Here is an 18,936-nt window from a genome sequence, read left to right on the forward strand (position 1 = left end):
TAAGATGAAATACTTAAAGTTGAATTTATACGCTTTAATTGGTGCCCTATTCTTATTTGCGTCCTGTGATAAACCGATGGATATCACATCTGCAGATCCATCAGCTGATTTTGAATCCTCACAGATGGCAAAAGTAACGGATATGGTTGATGCCAGTGGAAGCGAGAGCGCAGTGAATGTTAAAGGCAATGGGAATGGAAATGGTTCAAATGGGGGTTATGGCAAAGATAAAGGAAACGGTGGAGGTAAGGGCTCAGGTGGTGGCAAAGGCTCCGGTGGAGGTAAAAAGGGAGATCTTTACGGTGACCTTTACGTACTATACCGGGATGTTAATGGTGTCCCTATTTTAAACGAGAATGGATGTGTGCAACCAGTTGATGGATTTGGTATTCCACTTCCATTGGATGAAGAGTGCCATCCATTAGATGAAGAAGCTGCAATTGAAGTAGAACTTGGACGTCTGAATAATGTCCGTTCTCCAAACAAAACATTAGAGAGGGGTCTTGATGAAGTTTTGGGTCTATTAGTACAAGCAGATACTCTCAAAACAGATGCTTCCGGGCGACTTGTTATAAATATTAGCGGAGAAGAGAAAACAGTCGATGCACCTATAGAAAACCTGGCTGTTTATCGTGAACTGCTGAATAATGGAAGTTTAAGTGTAAACTTAAAAGGGGCCATTGTCATTGAGAATGGTCTTGAATCAATGTTTGACGGGGATACTGAGCCGGATGCATCTGATCTGTTTTTAGCCAGAGGATTCCTTGCTGGAGCAACAGATAAGAGTATACCTTTGTCAATAGATAAAATTATGTACTCGCACGTAATCATGCGGCTGGAAGGCACGATCGTTCAAAACGACCTGGAATACATAGATTTTACCGGTCTAAACTTCTCCTACGATAGGGAAGCCACCTATGGTGAAATTTATGTAGATGTTTTGGTTGAGATCGCCCCTGGTATATATGAGCGTCAATCTGTCAATATTTTTCAGACTGTATTTGAAGGCCAGTCATATAATGAGGTAGGGGGAGTGTCAGTTTATACCACGGCAGCTGACGATTCTAGACGGGTAATAGAGTACATTCACGAGTATGAAGTGCCAATCTAATGAAGAGAACAGTTCAGATCATTACTCAAAAATATTAACCATTAATACCTGCTGCCCACTTTTAATTAAGTGGCCGGCAGGTAACTTAAATAAAGGTGTTAAAATGAGACTACTAAATAGAATAAGTTTGATTTTGTTCACTTCAATTATTGCTTTATACGGCTGTGATACCCCTGTAAATAGTATCAACTCCGAAACTAATGAGGATCCCTTCATTAGCCAGATGATGAGCAAAAGCCCTTGGGCTGGAATGAAGGCTACAGGTGAGTTCAGGGCCTTATGGCAAGGGTGTGAAGATGGACATGAAGAACCTGTGGATTACGAAGAAGGTGGATGTAAGGGGCATGAAGATACCGGCGATGATCATGGTGACGATGGTCATTCAGATGATGGGCATTCGGATGATGGACATGATGATAGTACACATGGGGATAATCGTCCTGCACGGGATTTTTTTGTACAATTTGATGCACAAATGAAAAAAGAAGCCAAAGGTTCTGTCACCTTTTCAGGTATCAACGATTATGAGGGAGTTGGTTTTACAGGATCCGTAACCTGGGTTGAAATGGGGAGATCTTCCAATGAGCTTTTTTTCGGCGGAGATATACTGAATGGAAATGTAAGTCGGGGTTGTTTCCTGTTCTCAGTGCAGGATAACGGGGAAGGTAATAAAGCAGAAGCAGATCGATTACAATATCGTCTTTATGGCTCATCAAATGCTCCCTGCCATATGCCGGATCATTTTCCAAAGGGATATCCAATTGTAGTTTATAATGGAAACCTGTCAGTTTTATAATAAACCTGAAAACTATTGGGCAAAAAAAGGAAAGGCTCCCTATCAAGGAGCCTTTCCTGTTGTTAGCAATCTATAGCTTGAATTAAGCTATATCCAGTAAAAAAGGTGGTTCACAGAGACACCACTCCCGTGGTACCGCGAATGAACCGGTATAATCATCTACTCAATCAGTCCATTATCTTTCGGAGGAAAGCAGGCTGGTCGGTGTCATCCTTTCGAATGCGCTCCGTTCTGCTTTGGAATGGAGCTATATTGTCCTGAGCATCTGAATTTTGTTGCTCATCCTGTTCAGGAGTTTCAACATTTTCTTCCTCTTTTCGTCTGACGTTAATATCACGTCGCAGGTAAGAGGGCGTATCCAGTTTTTTCAGGTTGTTTTCACCCTTATAATAATCACCGGTACCTCGCTGAAAACGTTTTGGGACATCAGATTCTTCTGAGCGTTTCTGAATATTGGTTTGTGCATTTTGAGCAGCCTTATTCAGCATGCTGTCTTTGGAATTATTTGCCACTTTTGCGGTTGACCGATCTTCGGAAAGTTCAAATCCGGTGGAAATAACAGTTACCCTTATCTCATCCCCGAAATTCTCATCCAGTACCGTACCGAGAATGATCTCGGCATTTTCTCCGGCTTCTTCATGAATGATATTGGTTGCTGTGGTGGTTTCGCGCATACCGAGGTTAGAACCGGCTGAGATGTTAACCAGAACATTACGGGCACCGCGGATACTGACACCGTCTAATAGCGGAGAGTTGATGGCAGCACGGGCTGCTTTTTCAGCTCTGTCTGGGCCTTCAGCTGTGGCAGAGCCCATAATAGCAGCTCCACCATCGCTCATGGTTGTTCGAACGTCAGCAAAGTCAAGATTGATAAGGCCTGGCATTAGAATGAGGTCGCTGATACCACGTGTTGCATTATAAAGTACCTCGTTGGCCATGGCGAAAGCTTCCATCAGTGAAGTATTTTCATCTGCGATATCAAGCAGACGCTCATTGGGGATCACGATGACCGTATCACAGTTTTTCTTCAGTTCAGTGATACCTTCAAGGGCATATTTCTTGCGAACCTTGCCCTCACATTCAAATGGGGTAGTAATAATACCTACTGTCAGTATGCCACGGCGTTTGGCTATACCTGCTACCACAGGAGCTCCTCCGGTTCCGGTTCCGCCACCCATACCGGCGGTCACAAAGACCATGTCGGCATTTTCAATGGATTCTTCGATCTCGTGTCGGTTTTCTTCAACCGCCTCACGACCGATCTCAGGTCTGGCACCTGCACCAAGTCCGTTGGTCAGGGCTGAACCCACCTGGATCTTGATATCTGCCATGCTGTTTTTAAGAGCCTGAGCATCTGTATTAAGGGCAATGTACTCCACGCTTTCAAGCCCCATGTTTATCATATTGTTAATGGCGTTACCGCCACCGCCGCCTACGCCGATCACCTTGATCTTGGCGTTTTCCTGGCTCTGCTCGTCGAAAAAGAAACGTGTATTGTTAGCCATGATGTTAACTCCTTTTGAGTTGTTGTTTTTTACTGGATTGTTATTGTTGTAGATGATTGCTTCTTATTTATACTTCTAAAGTTCTTTGAACCAACTCTTCATTCGTTCAGTGATCTTCTGCATCACTTGTTCTACATTGGTTCCTTTGGTTGAATCCGGGATCATTGCCTGATTGTTGGCGGTTCCCGATCGAAGAGCGTGCATAACCAGACCTACACCGGTAGCGTAGATCGGGCTGTTCACCTCTTCCTTAAGTCCGCCTGTGATACCAAGCGGTATACCCACTTTGGCATCAAGGCCTAAAATTTCGTTTGCTAGCGGGCAGATATTCTTGATCAGTGAACCTCCACCGGTGATAACCACACCGGCACTCATTGCATCTGCATATCCACTTCGTTTGATCTCAATACCGACGATCTCCAGGATCTCTTCCATACGGGCCTGTATGATCTTGGCAAGTATACTCTTTGTGATCTCTTTTGGAGGTCGTCCGGCTATTCCCGGTACGGTGATCACCTCATCTTCTTCTATTAGATCTGCATAGCATTCACCATGCTTGCGTTTAAGGGTTTCAGCCTGGTCATCCAGAACACTGAGCCCAAGACGAATATCGTCGGTCACTTTTTGTCCTGCTATGGCAACTACGGCTGTGTGTCGGATCGTATTATCCTGAAAGATGGCGAGGTCTGTAGTTCCGCCTCCTATATCGACCAGAACCACCCCGGCTTCTTTCTCCTCTTCATCCAATACAGAGTAGGAGGAAGCCAGCGGTTCGAGGATCAGGTCAGCGACCTGATAGCCTGCCCTTTCAACACAGCGGTACATATTCTTAGCAGCGGAAACCAATCCGGTAATGATATGAACTTCGGCTTCCATGCGCATTCCACTCATGCCAACTGGGTCGCTGATGCCATCTTGACCGTCAACCACAAACTCCTGTGGGATCACATGCAGGATCTGCTGATCGGTTGGGAGCATAATACGCTGGCAATCTTCCAACAGGCGCTCCACATCCTTGGCCGTGATCTCATTGTCTTTGTTATTAATGGTGATCACACCTTTACTTCGCATGCTTCTGATGTGGTCTCCGGCAATACCGACATTCACAGATTGAACCTGAATACCGGAAGCCAGTTCTGCCTGAGCTATGGCATCTTTAATGGCATTCACGGTTTTGTCAATATTGACAACCACACCCCGGTTCAGCCCGTCGCTTTGTGCTTTACCCACACCAAGGATATTGATCCGTTCTTGTTCATCAATAGATGCTACGATTGCGCAAATTTTTGTGGTCCCGATATCGAGACCTACCATTATGTTTTCCTGTTCTTCCATGATGATCCGCTGTATTTATTGATTGCTAATGTTCTTTATTTATTTGTTGGATGTAATTTGGTCGAACCATTCAGAAGCTGACCCGACACCCTGTTCACTTTGCTGCCTTACCTCAGAGTAAAACCCTGATATTTCGTCGTTTTCAACAGGATAGGGAGAACTCATTAAGGCGTTGATCAATTGCACGGCCTCATCCTCGAGTTCATTATCTCGATCCTGTCTTGGAGATGAGTTCACCGGTTTTGCCTTTGCTCTCCTTCGTGTTTTAGTAAAAAGTAAATTTTCAAAGCTATATTTCACGGGTCACCACCTGATTTGAGAATCGCAGATCGACTTGTTGCATCGTTTGTATTCCCTTGGTTCGAACTACCTGTTTGTAAAATGCCTTCCAGTTCTCAAGTTTCATTTCAAAATCATTGCGGCCAAAGATCAGCTTCACACCATTTTCCTGGCTCAAAGCAACCACGCCATCAGTAGGGTCGAAAGCCACTTCACTTATTGTGGTCCATCCAAATTCATTGATCTTAGCTTTCATTAAAAAATCCCTTACCTGCAAAAATGGCTCATCCGATAAAGTGTCATTTGCATTTACAGAGTATCCATAGAGTAGGGGAACGTCTCGTGTTTTATCCTCCAGTATGGGTAATATGACACCCTCAGCGTCTACATACGATCTATTTGCCCCATCTATCAGCATGGCGATAGGCTCGCGTTCTGAGATTGTGAGCCTAAGGTCACCACTTGGCTCAATGTAAGAGGTGACAGATCGGACGTAATTCAACTTCTGTACTCGGTCGGCTACTGCCTGAATATCAAGACTGTCGGGCTGAATACCGAAGGGGACTGCTGCGGCAGCTTCAACTTCTTCACTCTCCGTAAAAGCGAGCTCGTTGAAATCCAGCTCCTGCACGGTTACGTTCCGATTCCAATAGACGGCAGCCAGTACCGCCACTGCGATCACCATCATAATTCCGGTGATCCAGGGTAAAAGGGTTCTATTTGATTCCTTTTTTACCAATTACTTCGTTGTTTTTGGTTTGAATGATCCTGATCTCAGTGCTTCAATAAAGTCTTCGCCAAATCGATAGATGTCACCGGCTCCCATGGTAATAATGATGTCACCTTCTCGGGCCACCTCTTTCAGGGTTTTCGTGATGTCTTCCTTACTCTCAACATATTTGACATTCTTATGTCCGTATTGCTCAGCTGTGTCAGAGATAAGTTTCCCTGTTACACCTTCGATCGGTTTTTCACGCGAAGGATATACGTCAGTCACGATCAGCATTTCAGCATCGAAGAAAGACAATCCGAATTCTTTGTATAATTCCTGGGTCCTTGAATAGAGGTGAGGCTGGAATACTGCCACCACACGTCTGTCAGGCCAACCTTTATGAGCAGCCTGAAGGGTTGCCTGAACCTCGGTAGGGTGGTGGGCATAATCATCGATCACCATACAACCATTGTCGTATTTGAGTTGAAATCTTCTGAATACACCTTCAAAATGCTCTATGCCTTTTTTGATCAGTTTGAAATCAATGTTCAGCTCCAAACCGGTAGCAATAGCTGCAAGGGCATTTTTTACATTATGCTCACCGGGGGCTTTCAAGGTCACCACGCCAAGTTTCTCACCTTCACGCATCACAGTAAACGTACTGGTAAAGGCATCTGCACGAATATCAACTGCCCGAAGCTGAGCCTGTGGATTCAATCCGTACGTAATGACTCGTTTTTCAAGTTGTGGAAGAATGCTGCGCACATTGGGATCATCAAGGCATACAATAACTGCTCCATAAAATGGGACCTTGTTGGCATAATCTATAAAAGCCTGTTTCACGTCGTCCAGGTCATCGTAGATATCCAGATGCTCGGCTTCGATATTTGTAATAATGGCCAGGGAAGGATTTAGCCGGAGGAATGTTCGGTCAAATTCATCGGCCTCAACTACAATGAGGTCTCCTTTCCCAACAACGGCATTCGTCTTATCAAAACTGTGTACTTTACCGCCCACTATTATGGTTGGATCATAGTTGCCATCTTGTGTCACATGACCTACCATAGTTGTGGTTGTAGTTTTACCGTGTGTTCCGGCTACACCGATACCAAATTTCATTTTCATCAGCTCAGCAAGCATTTCTGCCCGCTTGATGGTTGGGATCCGTTTTTCCATAGCGGCTAGGGTCTCAACATTCTCATCGGCTTTCACAGCACTGGTATAAACCACTACATCTGCCCCTTCAATATATTCCGCCTTGTGTCCTTTATGCACCGTGGCGCCAAGTTCCTTCAATCGTTTCGTTGTGTCAGTTACGGCACCATCAGAACCCGAAACTATATAACCCCGCTGAAGTAAGATCTCAGCCATACCGCTCATACCAATACCACCTATACCCACCATGTGGATATGCTTGGTTTTACCAAATACGGGTTGTGTTTCGATTCTTTTTTCCACTAACGTTCTATAATTTCGAAGTTGCGATTTCAAGTATTTCTTTAGCGATCAGCTTAGCTGCATCAGGCTTGGCCAGTTTTAAGGCTGCCTGATTCATTCTCTTTAAGTTTTGTTGATCACGGATCAGTTGTTCCACCAGTTCTGTTACGGTTTCTTTCATTTTTTCGTCCTCCAATAGTAGTGATGCACCTGCATCCGCCATAGCTTTGGCATTCTGGGTTTGGTGATCTCCTGCAACATTAGGAGAGGGTACAAGAATACTCGGTTTTCCGGTTAGCATGAGTTCAGAACAAGAACTTGCCCCGGCTCTGCTGATCACGAGGTCAGCCGCTGCATAAGCTTCAGCCATATTATCGAGATAAGCAGTCAGTCTCAGGTTTTTCAATTTTTTCGTATCCACATCAGTCGACAGGGTATCGTAATATCGCTGGCCACATTGCCAAATGATCTGGAGTCCAACCTCATCATGTAAAGCCTCAATATTGGCTTTCATGGCATCATTGATGGTTTTGGCACCACCACTTCCGCCCATCACTAACAGAACGGGTTTGTGACTATCGAAACCGAAAGAATTCAAAGCGGATGATCTGTCAGCTTCATTCAATGACGCTCTGGTTGGATTGCCACTCACATGAGTTTTATCAGCCGGTAAATGCTTGTCGGCCTCCTTGAAAGCGGTAAAGATCTTTGTTGCAGATTTCGCCAGTAACCGGTTCGTGACTCCCGGGAAACTGTTTTGTTCCTGTATCACAATTGGAATGCCCATTTTACCCGCAACCCATCCAACGGGGCCGGCAACATATCCGCCACAGGAAACGACCACTTGAGGTTTATAAGCCGATAGAATGCGCAGACTTTGAAATAAGCTTGTAATAAGTTTTAGTGGAAAAACGAGATTTTTTAGCGTTATCCTTCTGTGAAAACCACTGATCCAAACATTTCGAATATCATAACCGGCATTTGGCACAGCTTTCCATTCCATATGGTCTTTGGTTCCCACAAAGAGGATCTCTGTATCGGGGTTTTCATCTTTCAAAGCATCGGCAATGGCTATGGCGGGATAAACGTGCCCGCCGGTTCCTCCCGCAGCTAATAAGATCTTAGGATTATCCATAGTACAAGGTCCTCCGATCCCGGTTATGTTTCGAGATATTCAGCAAAATACCGACCATGATGCCGGCAAATACCATACTGGTACCTCCATAACTGACGAATGGCATAGGTAAACCGGTAACAGGCAGGATTCCACTGGCCACTCCGGCATTTACAAAACCATATAGCACGATCATCATAGTACAGGCAACTGCCAGCAGTGATCCAAGGTGGTCTTCTGCATTTCGAGCAATGAATACCACGCCCCGTATTAGGATCAGTGTGAAAATGAATATCAGAGCCATAGCTCCAACTAAACCATATTCTTCAGCTATGATGGCAAAAATAAAATCATTATATGGAGCAGGGAGGAAGTCACGCTGGGAGCTCTTTCCGATACCAACTCCCAATAATTCACCCTTCGCAATGGCAATATGAGCCTGCTGGGCCTGATAGCCACTTCCCTGAACGATCTGCTCACTGGGTATATCCTTGATCTGCGTAATATACTGTTCAATACGATCCTGACGGTTCGTTGATTGGCTTAAAAGTAAAATACCACCAAGAATTCCGATCGCTATAAGAGTTCCGATCTGAATCACACTGATTCGTCCCACAAACATGACCAATAAGCAAATAGCCAGCAGAATTCCGGCACTGCTAAAATCTTCAAGGCCGATCAGTCCGCAGGTCAATACGATCCAGAACAGTATAGGTAAAAAGGCCTTTTGAAAGTCTTTGATATATTCTTGTTTTTCATTCAGTAAAACTGAAACGTGGATCAGCAATGCAACCGACGCTACCATAGATGGCTGAAACGAGAACCCACCCAGATTCAACCAGCGTTTGGCCCCAAACTGTTCGGTACCGAAAGCAAGAACCGCAACTAACAGGAATAAACTCACTACCATACCAATTCGGCTGAATTTGGCTATCGTGTGGTAATTGACTTTTGATACGATCAGCATTACAAAGAAGGCAATACCAAGTTTGATCAGGTGGCCTAATATCAGTTGACCTGCAGTAGTTGATTTAGTCTCTGCAAAAAAAGCAATGGATGAATACACTGCCAGCATTCCGAAGGTCATGAGTATGACAACGGCCATCAACAGGTAGCGGTCGCTTCCCTGCTTGGGTGTATCAATATCCTCTGCCGTAGTTCCGATGACATTGGATATATTGCTATGTGGCGATGTATAGATCAATATTCTGCTTTAAAGTTTGTTTACTTCGTCTTTGAAGATCTTGCCGCGGTGTTCGTAACTGTCAAACATGTCGAAGGAGGCACATGCGGGGCTTAGCAGTACGACTTCACCTTTTTTGGCTCCCTTGTAAGCTGCCCTGACTGCGCCACCCATGGTTTCAACCCGGATAAAGTTTGGAGCAACATTACCAAGTTGCTCCTCAATTCTATCTTTCGATTCACCGATGGCAATAATGGTGTGTACCTTTTCCTTGATCTGAGGAATTAGCTCCGAATAATCGTTGCCTTTATCGCGCCCACCAAGTATTAAGGTTAAGGGAACATGAAAGCTATCCAGGGCAAACCATACGGCATTTACATTGGTTGCCTTACTGTCGTTGATATACTTCACACCATCCACCTTGCGAACCAGTTCCAGGCGATGTTCAACCCCGGTAAAGGATCGAAGACTTTCCCTGATCGCGTCATTTTTTATCTCGGCTGCCCGCGCTGCAAGTGCGGTTGCTAAACCGTTGCTCAGGTTGTGTTGACCTCGTAGTCCGATATCTTCTACTGGCATAAGTGATTCTTCTTTATTGTTGAATTTGAAGATGATATGATCGTTTCGAACAAAGGCTCCTTCCGGGACCTCATTTTTATGTGAAAAAGCCCACAATTGAGGAGTAGTTCGGTTTTGCTTTAAAGTTTCAACATGTTTCTGGATGACTGGATCATCATAATTAAAGATGAAATGATCCTCTTCCGCCTGATTTTCAGTGATCCTGAATTTAGCTGCCGCATAGGCATCAAAATTATTATTGTAGCGATTTAGATGATCAGGGGTAATGTTAAGTAGCAAACTCACATTAGGTTTGAATGTGGAGATATGATCCAGTTGAAAACTGCTGACCTCTAATAAATGATCTCCTGATCCTGATTCGACAACATCAGAAAATGCAACTCCAATATTTCCTGATAGCTGGTGGTTTCGTTTGGCGGTCTTCCATAAATGATCCAGCCAGTTTGCCACGGTTGTCTTTCCATTACTTCCGGTCACAGCCACAATTCTGGCATCTGTGAACCAACTCGCGATTTCAATTTCAGAATAAACTGCCATTCCATTGTTCAGATAATATTGAACAATAGGGGATTCAGTAGGCACACCGGGACTAACGATGGCAAATTCAGCCTTCTTAGCATCTTCAGTGTGTCCGTTTTCCTCAAAGGCAATATCAGCTGATTCAAGTTTTGATCTAAAATCCTCATTGATCCTTCCATGATCAGATACAAATACCTCAGCATCCTTCCGCTTAAGCAGAAGAGCCACAGCAATACCGCTTTTGGCAGCACCGATCACGACGATATGTTTTCCTTTAACGTCTCTCATCGGATCTTGAGGGTTAACAGACTTAGAATTCCCAGTAATATGGTTATGATCCAAAAACGTACTACGATCTTTTGCTCAGGCCATCCTTTTTTCTCATAGTGGTGATGTATCGGAGTCATCAAAAAAACCCGTTTTCCTTCACCATATTTTCGTTTTGTATACTTGAAATAGGTAGTCTGTATAATGACCGAAAGGGTCTCAAAGAAGAAGATCCCACAAATGAACGGCAGTAATAATTCCTTATGAAGCATCAGGCCGAGGGCCCCAAATGCGCCACCAAGTGCCAGGGAACCGGTATCTCCCATAAATACTGAAGCAGGATTGGTGTTATACCAAAGGAACCCAATGCAGGCTCCGATCAGGGAGGCTGTAAAAATAGTGAGTTCGCCTGCGCCCGGTAAGTACATGATGTCGAGGAAACCGGAAAAATCAACTCGACCGGATACATAAGCAAAAATGGCAAACACAATCCCACAAATAGCAGATGTTCCGGCAGCAAGTCCATCGAGTCCGTCTGTGAGATTCGTGGCATTGCTTACAGCAGTAATAATAAATACAGCCACTGTCAGGTAAATGATCCAGCCAATGGTATCACCAAAGAAGGCATAATCGATATTGACGTTCTTCAGGAATGGAACCGTCGATAATGAGTTGAATGATTCAAAATCAGGATAAAAATAAAGGGTAGCACCAACAACGATACCCACAAATACCTGTCCAGCGATCTTGAACCAGCCCGCAAGGCCACTTTTATCTTTCTTAACTACTTTAATGTAATCATCAATAAAACCTACGGCCCCTAGTGTCAGAGTCACAAATACGATCAGCCAGCTATATATACTGTCCATTCGTGCCCAGAGTATGGTCGGGATGACGATCGCCAGAATAATGATCACACCACCCATGGTAGGGGTTGAACCTTTTGCAAGGTGGTGGTCAAGGCCGATATCGTCACGAATAACTTCTTTAAGCTGTAGTTTACTGAGCCAGCCTATGATCTTTTTACCAATGAACAAACTGATAAGAAGTGAAGTGATGGCTGCCAGGGCCGTGCGGGTAGAGATAAATGCGATCGCACCAGTTCCGGGCACATCATATACAGTATCAAGCCATGTGAACAGTTCGTGCAGCATTATTTACCTCCCTCAACTTTTAGTTGCAGAAGTTCTGCCGCGATCTCACGATCATCAAAATGATGACGCTGGCCGTTTATTTCCTGATAATCTTCATGTCCCTTTCCGGCAATAAGTATGATCTCATCAACTTCGGCTTCCAGAATAGCTCTTTCAATGGCTTCCTTGCGGTTGGTTAAGCTTGATACTTTATCAAGCTTATCAAACCCTGCGATGATATCAGCAATGATCACATCCGGATTTTCAGATCTGGGATTATCACTTGTTACGATAACCTTATCAGCAAAAAGCTCAGATACTTTGGCCATTTCAGGGCGTTTGGAAGAATCTCTGTCCCCACCGGCTCCGAAAACAACCGTAAGTTTTTGGGAAGCGTCTTTCACGGCAGACAAAGTAGACAGAACATTCTGCAGAGCATCTGGTGTATGTGCATAATCCACAATAACGAGTGGGTGCTGTTCTCCGGAACCTGTTACGGTTTCCATTCTGCCGGGTGCCCCTTTAGCTTTTGAAAGAGCTTTAACGATCTTTTTGGTATCAATTCCTAAAGCTTTGCATATATAGTATGCTTCTCCAAGATTATAGGCATTAAATTTTCCTACCAATGGACTTTCAATTTTTTCACCGTCAATAATGATGGATATGCCACTCGCTGTATTCTCAAGGATATAAGCAGTGTCATTTTTAAAACTCAGGGTGATCTTTTTGGCTTTACAACTCTCAAGCATAAAATCCCCGAACTTGTCATCGATATTTACAACTGCAAATGATCCTTCACTTAGCGTATCGAACAGCCTGCGCTTGGCTTTTGCATATTCATCAATGGTTTCATGATAGTCCAAATGATCATGACTCAGATTTGTAAATGCGGCTACTTTAAAAGGTATACCGGCAACCCTGTATTGATCCAGGGCATGAGATGAAACTTCCATGACCAGGTACTCTGAACCAGCCTCAACCATTTTTTGCAAATCTTCAGCAAGTTCAATAGGGTCTGAGGTGGTTAGTTTGCTGTCGAATTCATCATCTAATATCCGTTTACTAACGGTACCAAGCAGGGATGCTTTTCTATCACATGCCCGAAGCACCTGATACACAAGAGTTGCAGTAGTGGTTTTCCCGTTGGTTCCGGTAATACCGATTATTTGAAGTTTCTCTGCACGATTACCAGCAAATTCCTGAGCAATGACACCCGCTAATTTCTTGGTGTTCTCAACCTCGATCACACAGACATCGTCATGTGAATAAAATGACTCCTCACAGATCACAACCGAAGCACCACGTTCAATGGCATCTTCAATGAACATATGCCCGTCGACCTTTGTACCTCTCACAGCAATAAAGACGGAATGGTCTTCAGCTTCACGTGAATCGAGTACAAGTGATTCTAACTCAACGCCATAATTAGCATTGGTTACGTGCAATGGGTTACAAATTTCTATGAGTCTTTCTAGTGTCAACTATCGTTTACTTACGTCAGTTAGGGTTTCAAGTGACTTCGCTTTTCCGCGCAAAGTGACGGTATATCCTTTTCTAAGCCATTCACCAGTTCTCGGGTATTGTGCGAAAACGGTACCTGATCCAATGATCTCTGTCTTTAGACCCAAATCGGTCAGTAGATTTGTGGCTTTTCTCATATTCATGCCTCTGAGATCAGGGATCTCAGCGTAGCCCTCTTTAACAGTCTCACCGTCAGATTCATTAAATGTTTCTGACAAGGTGATAGAAATTTTATCTCCGGCTCGGAGTTCAGTTCCTGCTTCCGGCATCTGATGTGCCACATATCCGGTTTTTCCACTTAATTCGTACTGAATATTAAGTTCCTCCAGCAGGATCTCGGCCTCTTCGTTTGTCAACCCTTTTAAATAAGGAGTACGTACAGCAACTGGACTCTCATCCTGGCTGGTTTTCATTGTTCGCTGAATGTTATTGTCCAGGCCGGCTATACGAAGTGCGATATTCTTGAAAATTGGAGCTGCAGTAAACCCACCGTATCCACTGGTTCTTGGTTCATCTAATAGAATAAAAGCAACATATTGTGGATCATCAGCCGGGAAAAAACCCACAAATGACCCTCTGTAATTATTGGTATAGCGACCATTAACTACTTTTTTGGCAGTCCCGGTCTTGCCGGCAATTCTGAGCCCCTCAACCTGTGCAAGATCTCCTGTACCCGAATCAGCCACTACACTTTCAAATATTGGCATCAACTTTTCAAGAGTAGATCTTTTTGCAATTCTACGTATTTCAACGGGTTCATGGTTCATAACCACATTTCCGTTTTTATCTTCAATTTTTTCAACCAGGTAAGGTCTCATCATCATGCCATTGTTTGCAAATGCAGCATAGGCCTGAGCAATTTGTAGTGAGGTGGTCTGTATCTCATATCCGTGTGACATCCATGGGAGGGTGACCAAACTCCACTCATAGGGTTTAGCCAAACTCCCTTGTACTTCACCAATAAGGTCAACATTAGTCTCAGTGCCGAATCCCATATTTCTGGCATATTGATAGAATACCTCGGGTTTCATTCGCATGGCGATCTCAGCAGTGGCAACGTTTGAAGATTTCTGAATGACTTCCTCAAAGGTCAAGTCTCCAAGTGGGTCGTGATCTCTCAAAATGAGGTCGTGAATGACCACTTCGCCATTTTCAGGGGTTTCAAATACCTCATCAAAACTCACAACGCCTTGTTCAACAGCGGCCACAGCTGTCACCAGTTTGAAGGTTGACCCGGGCTCGATCATGTCACTGATCGCAAAATTGCGGCGATTCTCATCGTCGGAGCTGGCCGGGAAGTTTGGGTCATAGGTTGGGTAATTAGCCATGGCCTTGATGGCTCCGGTTCTTGGATCCATTATGATCCCTGTACCATAATTCGCCAAATGCTTTTCCACACCGGCTTTTAACTCATCCTCAAGAATGGCCTGGATGTAGGCATCTATAGTAGTGTGTAGTGAATACCCGTCACGGGGTAATTTTTTGGGGGCGCCCACGTACTCAAAAATACGGTTGAAGGGATCACGGCGAACCTGACGGACCCCATCTTCGCCTTTTAATTCCTCATTATAATAAGCTTCAAGGCCGATACGACCGTTTGTCTTGTGGTTTACAAAGCCAAGAACGTGTGATGCCAGGGGACCAAAGGTGTATTTTCTTCGATAATTTTCTTCTAGGATGACTCCCTTTATATCAAGGGCTTTTATCTCATCCTTAATGATAACAGATAGATTGTCTTCAAGAACTATGTAACGGGATTGTGGTGGGGCACTATTGATCTTATTTCTGTAATGTGCAGCACTTTTACCGGTTAAAGACGCGAGTTTTTGTATCAGTTTGTTTTCAAGATCTTTGGGTACACCGATTCCTCCCTTGAAAGGAACTTTTGGGTCGTAAGCGAGCCTGTAATCCACGGCATTGGTTGCCAGTAATGTGCCATTAGCATCATATATATTGCCACGCTGCGCGGGGATGGGGATCTGATCGATCGCTTGTTTGCTCCAAAGGGCACGCAGTTCCTCTCCTTCCAGATAATTCACGCGAATAAGCTGAAAGCCTAAAGCACAGGGTATGAGGAGTACAAATCCTAAAATGATAAACATTCGGCTCAATATGGCAGTGCGTTCATCCATGTGAGCCTACTCCTTTATGACAATGACTTTATCTGCCGGACCACCGTTGATAAATCCCTGGGATTCTGCCTTATCATAGATGTCAGCCGGACCAACCATGCGGTCGTAGCGTAATTTGAGGTCGTCAAACTGAGCCCGGGATCTGTTGTATTCGGCTTCCATAAACTGAACTTCCTCAAGAAGCCTTTGTGTCGCAAATACATGTGTCAGGTAAGCAAATCCGAGGATCCCAATGATGATACTTCCAAGAATGATCTTCCATGGTTTGATCTTTGGAATACTGACCTTGCTTTTAACCTTCTTAAAACCGGGCTGTTTACCATTTGGTTTTGAGCCGGCCTGACCGTTTCCTGCCGGAGTTTCAACCTTGCGAAGGTTAGGTCTTATGTCATGTTTCTTAAGTGGCGATTGTACCATCATAATGATTACCCCTCAACCTTTTCTGCAACCCTGAGTTTAGCACTTCGGGATGCTGAATTGTGTTCAATTTCTTCCTTGGAAGGAGTAATAACCTGCTTTGTGACAGGTTTGATCGGTGAGATGGGATTCCCATAGAAATCCTTTTCAACCTTTCCTTTAAAATTGCCTGCTTTAAAAAAACGCTTAACAATTCGGTCTTCCAATGAATGGTAGGAGATAGCGACAATTCTACCACCGGGTTTTAATATCTCAAGAGATTGCTCCAATACATTTTCGAGCATTTCCAGTTCCCGGTTAACTTCAATTCGAATGCCCTGAAAAACACGTGCCAGGGACTTTACTTCATATCTTTTGTTGACAACTGAAGAGACCACCTTTTGTAACTCACCGGTTGTCTCAATTGGGCGAGATTCAATAATTGCTCTTGCGATCTTTCTGCTTTGTTTTTCTTCTCCATAGTGAAAAATGATATCACGTAGTTTTTCGTAATCGTATTCATTAACTACCTGATAAGCAGAAACACCGGATAGGTTACCCATGCGCATATCAAGCGGACCGTCTTCCTGAAAGCTGAAGCCGCGTTCCGGTTCCTTGATCTGATGGGTTGATACGCCAAGATCCAAAAGGATTCCGGCTATCTGACTGTGGGTATGGGGAGGTAGGATAGTTGTCAGATAGCCAAAATTGCCTTTTATGGGGATAAAACGGGGGTCATCGCCAATATTTTTTGATGCTGCTTCAAGAGCTTCGTCATCCTGGTCGATGCCGTATAGCCGTCCGTTTTCACCAAGCTTGTTTAGTATTTCTTTAGAATGGCCGCCACCACCTAAGGTGCCGTCTATATATATACCATCCTTATCAGTAATGAGGGAATCAACTGATTCGTGAAGCAGTACCGGTATATGTTCTATATATGAGGTCATATCATGCACCATCATTTTCCGGTTCATTACCCATTACCTGTTCAAAAATTTCTTCAAAGGCATCATCATCCAGGGCTGAATCAATTTCCTCCAGTTTATCCGGATCCCATACCTCTATATATTCACCCATTCCCAGAAATACGGCTTTACCATCAATGGAAGCATATTCCATTAGATCTGAGGGAAGAGCTACACGATTTTGTTTGTCTAGTGATACATCTTCAGCATAGCGGAGAAAGTTTCTCTTAGCTAAACGGCCTTTCTTTGTGAAGTTATTGATGCGGGACAGCTTAGCTTCGACATTCTCCCATTCGTCTTCGGGATATAGATAAAGGCAGGGTTCTTGTCCGCGTACCACGGTGAAGCGTTCTTGTGCAGCAGGATTGAGGGATTTGCGTAATTTCGCAGGAAAGGCCACTCGCCCTTTGGCATCTATACTATGCTCGTATTGTCCTTTGAAACTTGGCACGATATCCCGCGTGTTTATGATTGCTAAATAACTGTACAGAGATAAGTCCCCACTATCTCCCACTTCACCCCACAATGTACCCTAAAGAGCCACAATGTGTCAAGACCTTTCCATTAATTCTTTTAAATAGGTTCAGAATGGATTGAGCAGAGGATGAAAATTTATTACTGAAAAGTGTAAAGAGGCTTTCTTTATCAAAAGAAGGCTGATTTTTAGACTCAGGTCAGGTTGTTTGACAGGTAAGAATGAATAGTGGGAGAGAGTGGTAGGATATTTGATTCACAAATACAATATCACTGATAAGGTTAAACCTGTGCTAGAATTTTGATCAATTTCTGCGAGTTTTTACCGGTTAATTTTCAAGTAGATCATACTTCTTCATAATGCCGAGAACCTGATCAATGGGAAGAGCTTTTTGGGTATGTCCACGATCACCTGTCACAGTGGTGGCCATTAATAAAGAATTTAAAATAGCTTCTTCGGTAGCCTCAATGGCTGCAAGGAATAGCGGGGTTGTATCAGAGTTATTCAGCTCCGTATAATTTTGGGTTGAACCGGATCGTTCGGTTTTGATACGAACCTCATCGCTGGTAGAAAATGCGATCACATAATCCCCGCTTCCGTTGGAAGCAAATCCACCTACCCGCGCAACTCCCATAAAAGCCCGTTTGGCCAGTCGTTCAAGATTTCGGGAAAGGAGAGGGGCATCCGTTGCGATCACGATCATGATCGAACCGTCCACATCATAGGGGACTTCGCTGGAGAGGTAGTGATTGTTAAGTTCCTCCCCGACCGGAGCTCCATCTATGGTTAACACGCCACCAAAGTTGGATTGTACTAAAACACCGACAGTATAGCCTCCCAGTTTTTCAGGGATTATTCGGGATGCGGTGCCGATCCCTCCTTTAAAACCCAGGGCTGAGGTTCCGGTCCCGGCTCCCACGCTTCCTTCTTCAACCGGACCTGTTTGGGCATTATCTATAGCTTTAAAAACATGGTTCATGGTCACATGTCTTCCGCGGATGTCATTTAACCAACCATCATTGGTTTCTCCTACTACCGGATTGACAGAACGGACATTTTCATTACCGGGTTGACGCAGTATGTAGTCGGAAATGCCATTAGCTACCGTATGAATACTCAGTGTGTTGGTCAGCCCAATGGGTGTTTCGATCTCACCCAGTTCCTGAACCTGAGTGAATCCCAAAGCCTTCCCAAACCCATTACCCACGTAAACTGCTGCCGGTACGCGAGACCTGAAGAGGTCTCCATCATGTGGCAAGATCATGGTTACACCGGTTCGGATATTGTCACCTTCAATGATCGTGCGGTGCCCAACCTTAACCCCTTCAACATCCGTGATGGCATTCAGGGGGCCGGGCATCAATATTCCCGTTTTAATACCAAGATCTCTGGCACGTTGCCTCTCCTGAGATTGCGCAGTTTGGAGCGATAGGACAGCGGTTAGAACAAGGATCAAGTATCGCATTGAATTGTGGTT

The 18,936-nt window shown here is 44.3% G+C and carries 17 protein-coding genes; 2 read left to right on the top strand and 15 right to left on the bottom strand.

Features of this window, described 5'->3' with window-relative positions; genetic code table 11:
* Positions 1-4: 4 nt before the first annotated feature.
* Together AC13FX_RS06275 and AC13FX_RS06280 are read left to right on the top strand one after the other, a co-directional pair.
* Positions 5-1,111, top strand: coding sequence for a hypothetical protein (locus tag AC13FX_RS06275; protein ID WP_482879676.1), 1,107 nt, complete (start codon positions 5-7; stop codon positions 1,109-1,111).
* A 250-nt stretch (positions 1,112-1,361) separates the two neighbouring features.
* Entirely contained in the window at positions 1,362-1,907 is a 546-nt protein-coding gene (locus AC13FX_RS06280; RefSeq protein ID WP_482879677.1) for a hypothetical protein, read from the top strand.
* A gap of 167 nt (positions 1,908-2,074) precedes the next feature.
* Here the strand turns inward: AC13FX_RS06280 and ftsZ are convergent, their stop codons facing one another.
* The 15 genes from ftsZ to AC13FX_RS06355 all read right to left on the bottom strand — a co-directional run bounded on the left by ftsZ (position 2,075) and on the right by AC13FX_RS06355 (position 18,924).
* Entirely contained in the window at positions 2,075-3,412 is a 1,338-nt protein-coding gene (ftsZ, locus tag AC13FX_RS06285; RefSeq protein WP_482879678.1) for a cell division protein FtsZ, read from the bottom strand.
* Between the two features lie 75 nt (positions 3,413-3,487).
* The gene (ftsA, locus tag AC13FX_RS06290; RefSeq protein WP_482879679.1) at positions 3,488-4,747 is read right to left on the bottom strand and encodes a cell division protein FtsA; all 1,260 of its coding nucleotides are present in this window, start codon (positions 4,745-4,747) and stop codon (positions 3,488-3,490) included.
* A gap of 39 nt (positions 4,748-4,786) precedes the next feature.
* Entirely contained in the window at positions 4,787-4,984 is a 198-nt protein-coding gene (locus AC13FX_RS06295) for a hypothetical protein (protein WP_482879681.1), read from the bottom strand.
* A gap of 52 nt (positions 4,985-5,036) precedes the next feature.
* Positions 5,037-5,765, bottom strand: coding sequence for a cell division protein FtsQ/DivIB (locus tag AC13FX_RS06300; RefSeq protein WP_482879683.1), 729 nt, complete (start codon positions 5,763-5,765; stop codon positions 5,037-5,039).
* Positions 5,766-7,142 (bottom strand): UDP-N-acetylmuramate--L-alanine ligase, encoded by a 1,377-nt coding sequence (murC, locus tag AC13FX_RS06305; protein WP_482880149.1) that lies wholly within the window; start codon positions 7,140-7,142, stop codon positions 5,766-5,768.
* A gap of 61 nt (positions 7,143-7,203) precedes the next feature.
* Positions 7,204-8,310 (bottom strand): undecaprenyldiphospho-muramoylpentapeptide beta-N-acetylglucosaminyltransferase, encoded by a 1,107-nt coding sequence (gene murG / locus AC13FX_RS06310; protein WP_482879685.1) that lies wholly within the window; start codon positions 8,308-8,310, stop codon positions 7,204-7,206.
* Complete coding sequence (locus AC13FX_RS06315; RefSeq protein WP_482879687.1) at positions 8,303-9,493, bottom strand: FtsW/RodA/SpoVE family cell cycle protein; 1,191 nt, start codon at positions 9,491-9,493, stop codon at positions 8,303-8,305. Before AC13FX_RS06315 ends, murG begins: the two co-directional genes overlap by 8 nt.
* 9 nt (positions 9,494-9,502) lie before the next feature.
* Complete coding sequence (murD, locus tag AC13FX_RS06320; RefSeq protein WP_482879688.1) at positions 9,503-10,858, bottom strand: UDP-N-acetylmuramoyl-L-alanine--D-glutamate ligase; 1,356 nt, start codon at positions 10,856-10,858, stop codon at positions 9,503-9,505.
* On the bottom strand, positions 10,855-11,991 hold the full coding sequence (gene mraY / locus AC13FX_RS06325) for a phospho-N-acetylmuramoyl-pentapeptide-transferase (protein ID WP_482879689.1): 1,137 nt from the start codon (positions 11,989-11,991) through the stop codon (positions 10,855-10,857). Before mraY ends, murD begins: the two co-directional genes overlap by 4 nt.
* Complete coding sequence (locus tag AC13FX_RS06330; protein ID WP_482879690.1) at positions 11,991-13,451, bottom strand: UDP-N-acetylmuramoyl-L-alanyl-D-glutamate--2,6-diaminopimelate ligase; 1,461 nt, start codon at positions 13,449-13,451, stop codon at positions 11,991-11,993. The genes mraY and AC13FX_RS06330 overlap by 1 nt, the downstream gene beginning before the upstream one ends.
* Entirely contained in the window at positions 13,452-15,623 is a 2,172-nt protein-coding gene (locus tag AC13FX_RS06335; protein WP_482879691.1) for a penicillin-binding transpeptidase domain-containing protein, read from the bottom strand. It lies immediately after the preceding gene.
* Between the two features lie 6 nt (positions 15,624-15,629).
* A complete protein-coding gene (locus AC13FX_RS06340) occupies positions 15,630-16,043 on the bottom strand; it encodes a hypothetical protein (RefSeq protein WP_482879692.1) in 414 nt (137 codons plus the stop codon).
* A gap of 5 nt (positions 16,044-16,048) precedes the next feature.
* The gene (gene rsmH, locus AC13FX_RS06345) at positions 16,049-16,978 is read right to left on the bottom strand and encodes a 16S rRNA (cytosine(1402)-N(4))-methyltransferase RsmH (protein ID WP_482880150.1); all 930 of its coding nucleotides are present in this window, start codon (positions 16,976-16,978) and stop codon (positions 16,049-16,051) included.
* Entirely contained in the window at positions 16,968-17,435 is a 468-nt protein-coding gene (gene mraZ, locus AC13FX_RS06350) for a division/cell wall cluster transcriptional repressor MraZ (RefSeq protein ID WP_482879693.1), read from the bottom strand. Before mraZ ends, rsmH begins: the two co-directional genes overlap by 11 nt.
* A gap of 352 nt (positions 17,436-17,787) precedes the next feature.
* A complete protein-coding gene (locus tag AC13FX_RS06355) occupies positions 17,788-18,924 on the bottom strand; it encodes a DmpA family aminopeptidase (RefSeq protein WP_482879695.1) in 1,137 nt (378 codons plus the stop codon).
* Between the last annotated feature and the right edge of the window lie 12 nt (positions 18,925-18,936).

Source organism: Gracilimonas sp. B-17 (genome assembly GCF_056857935.1).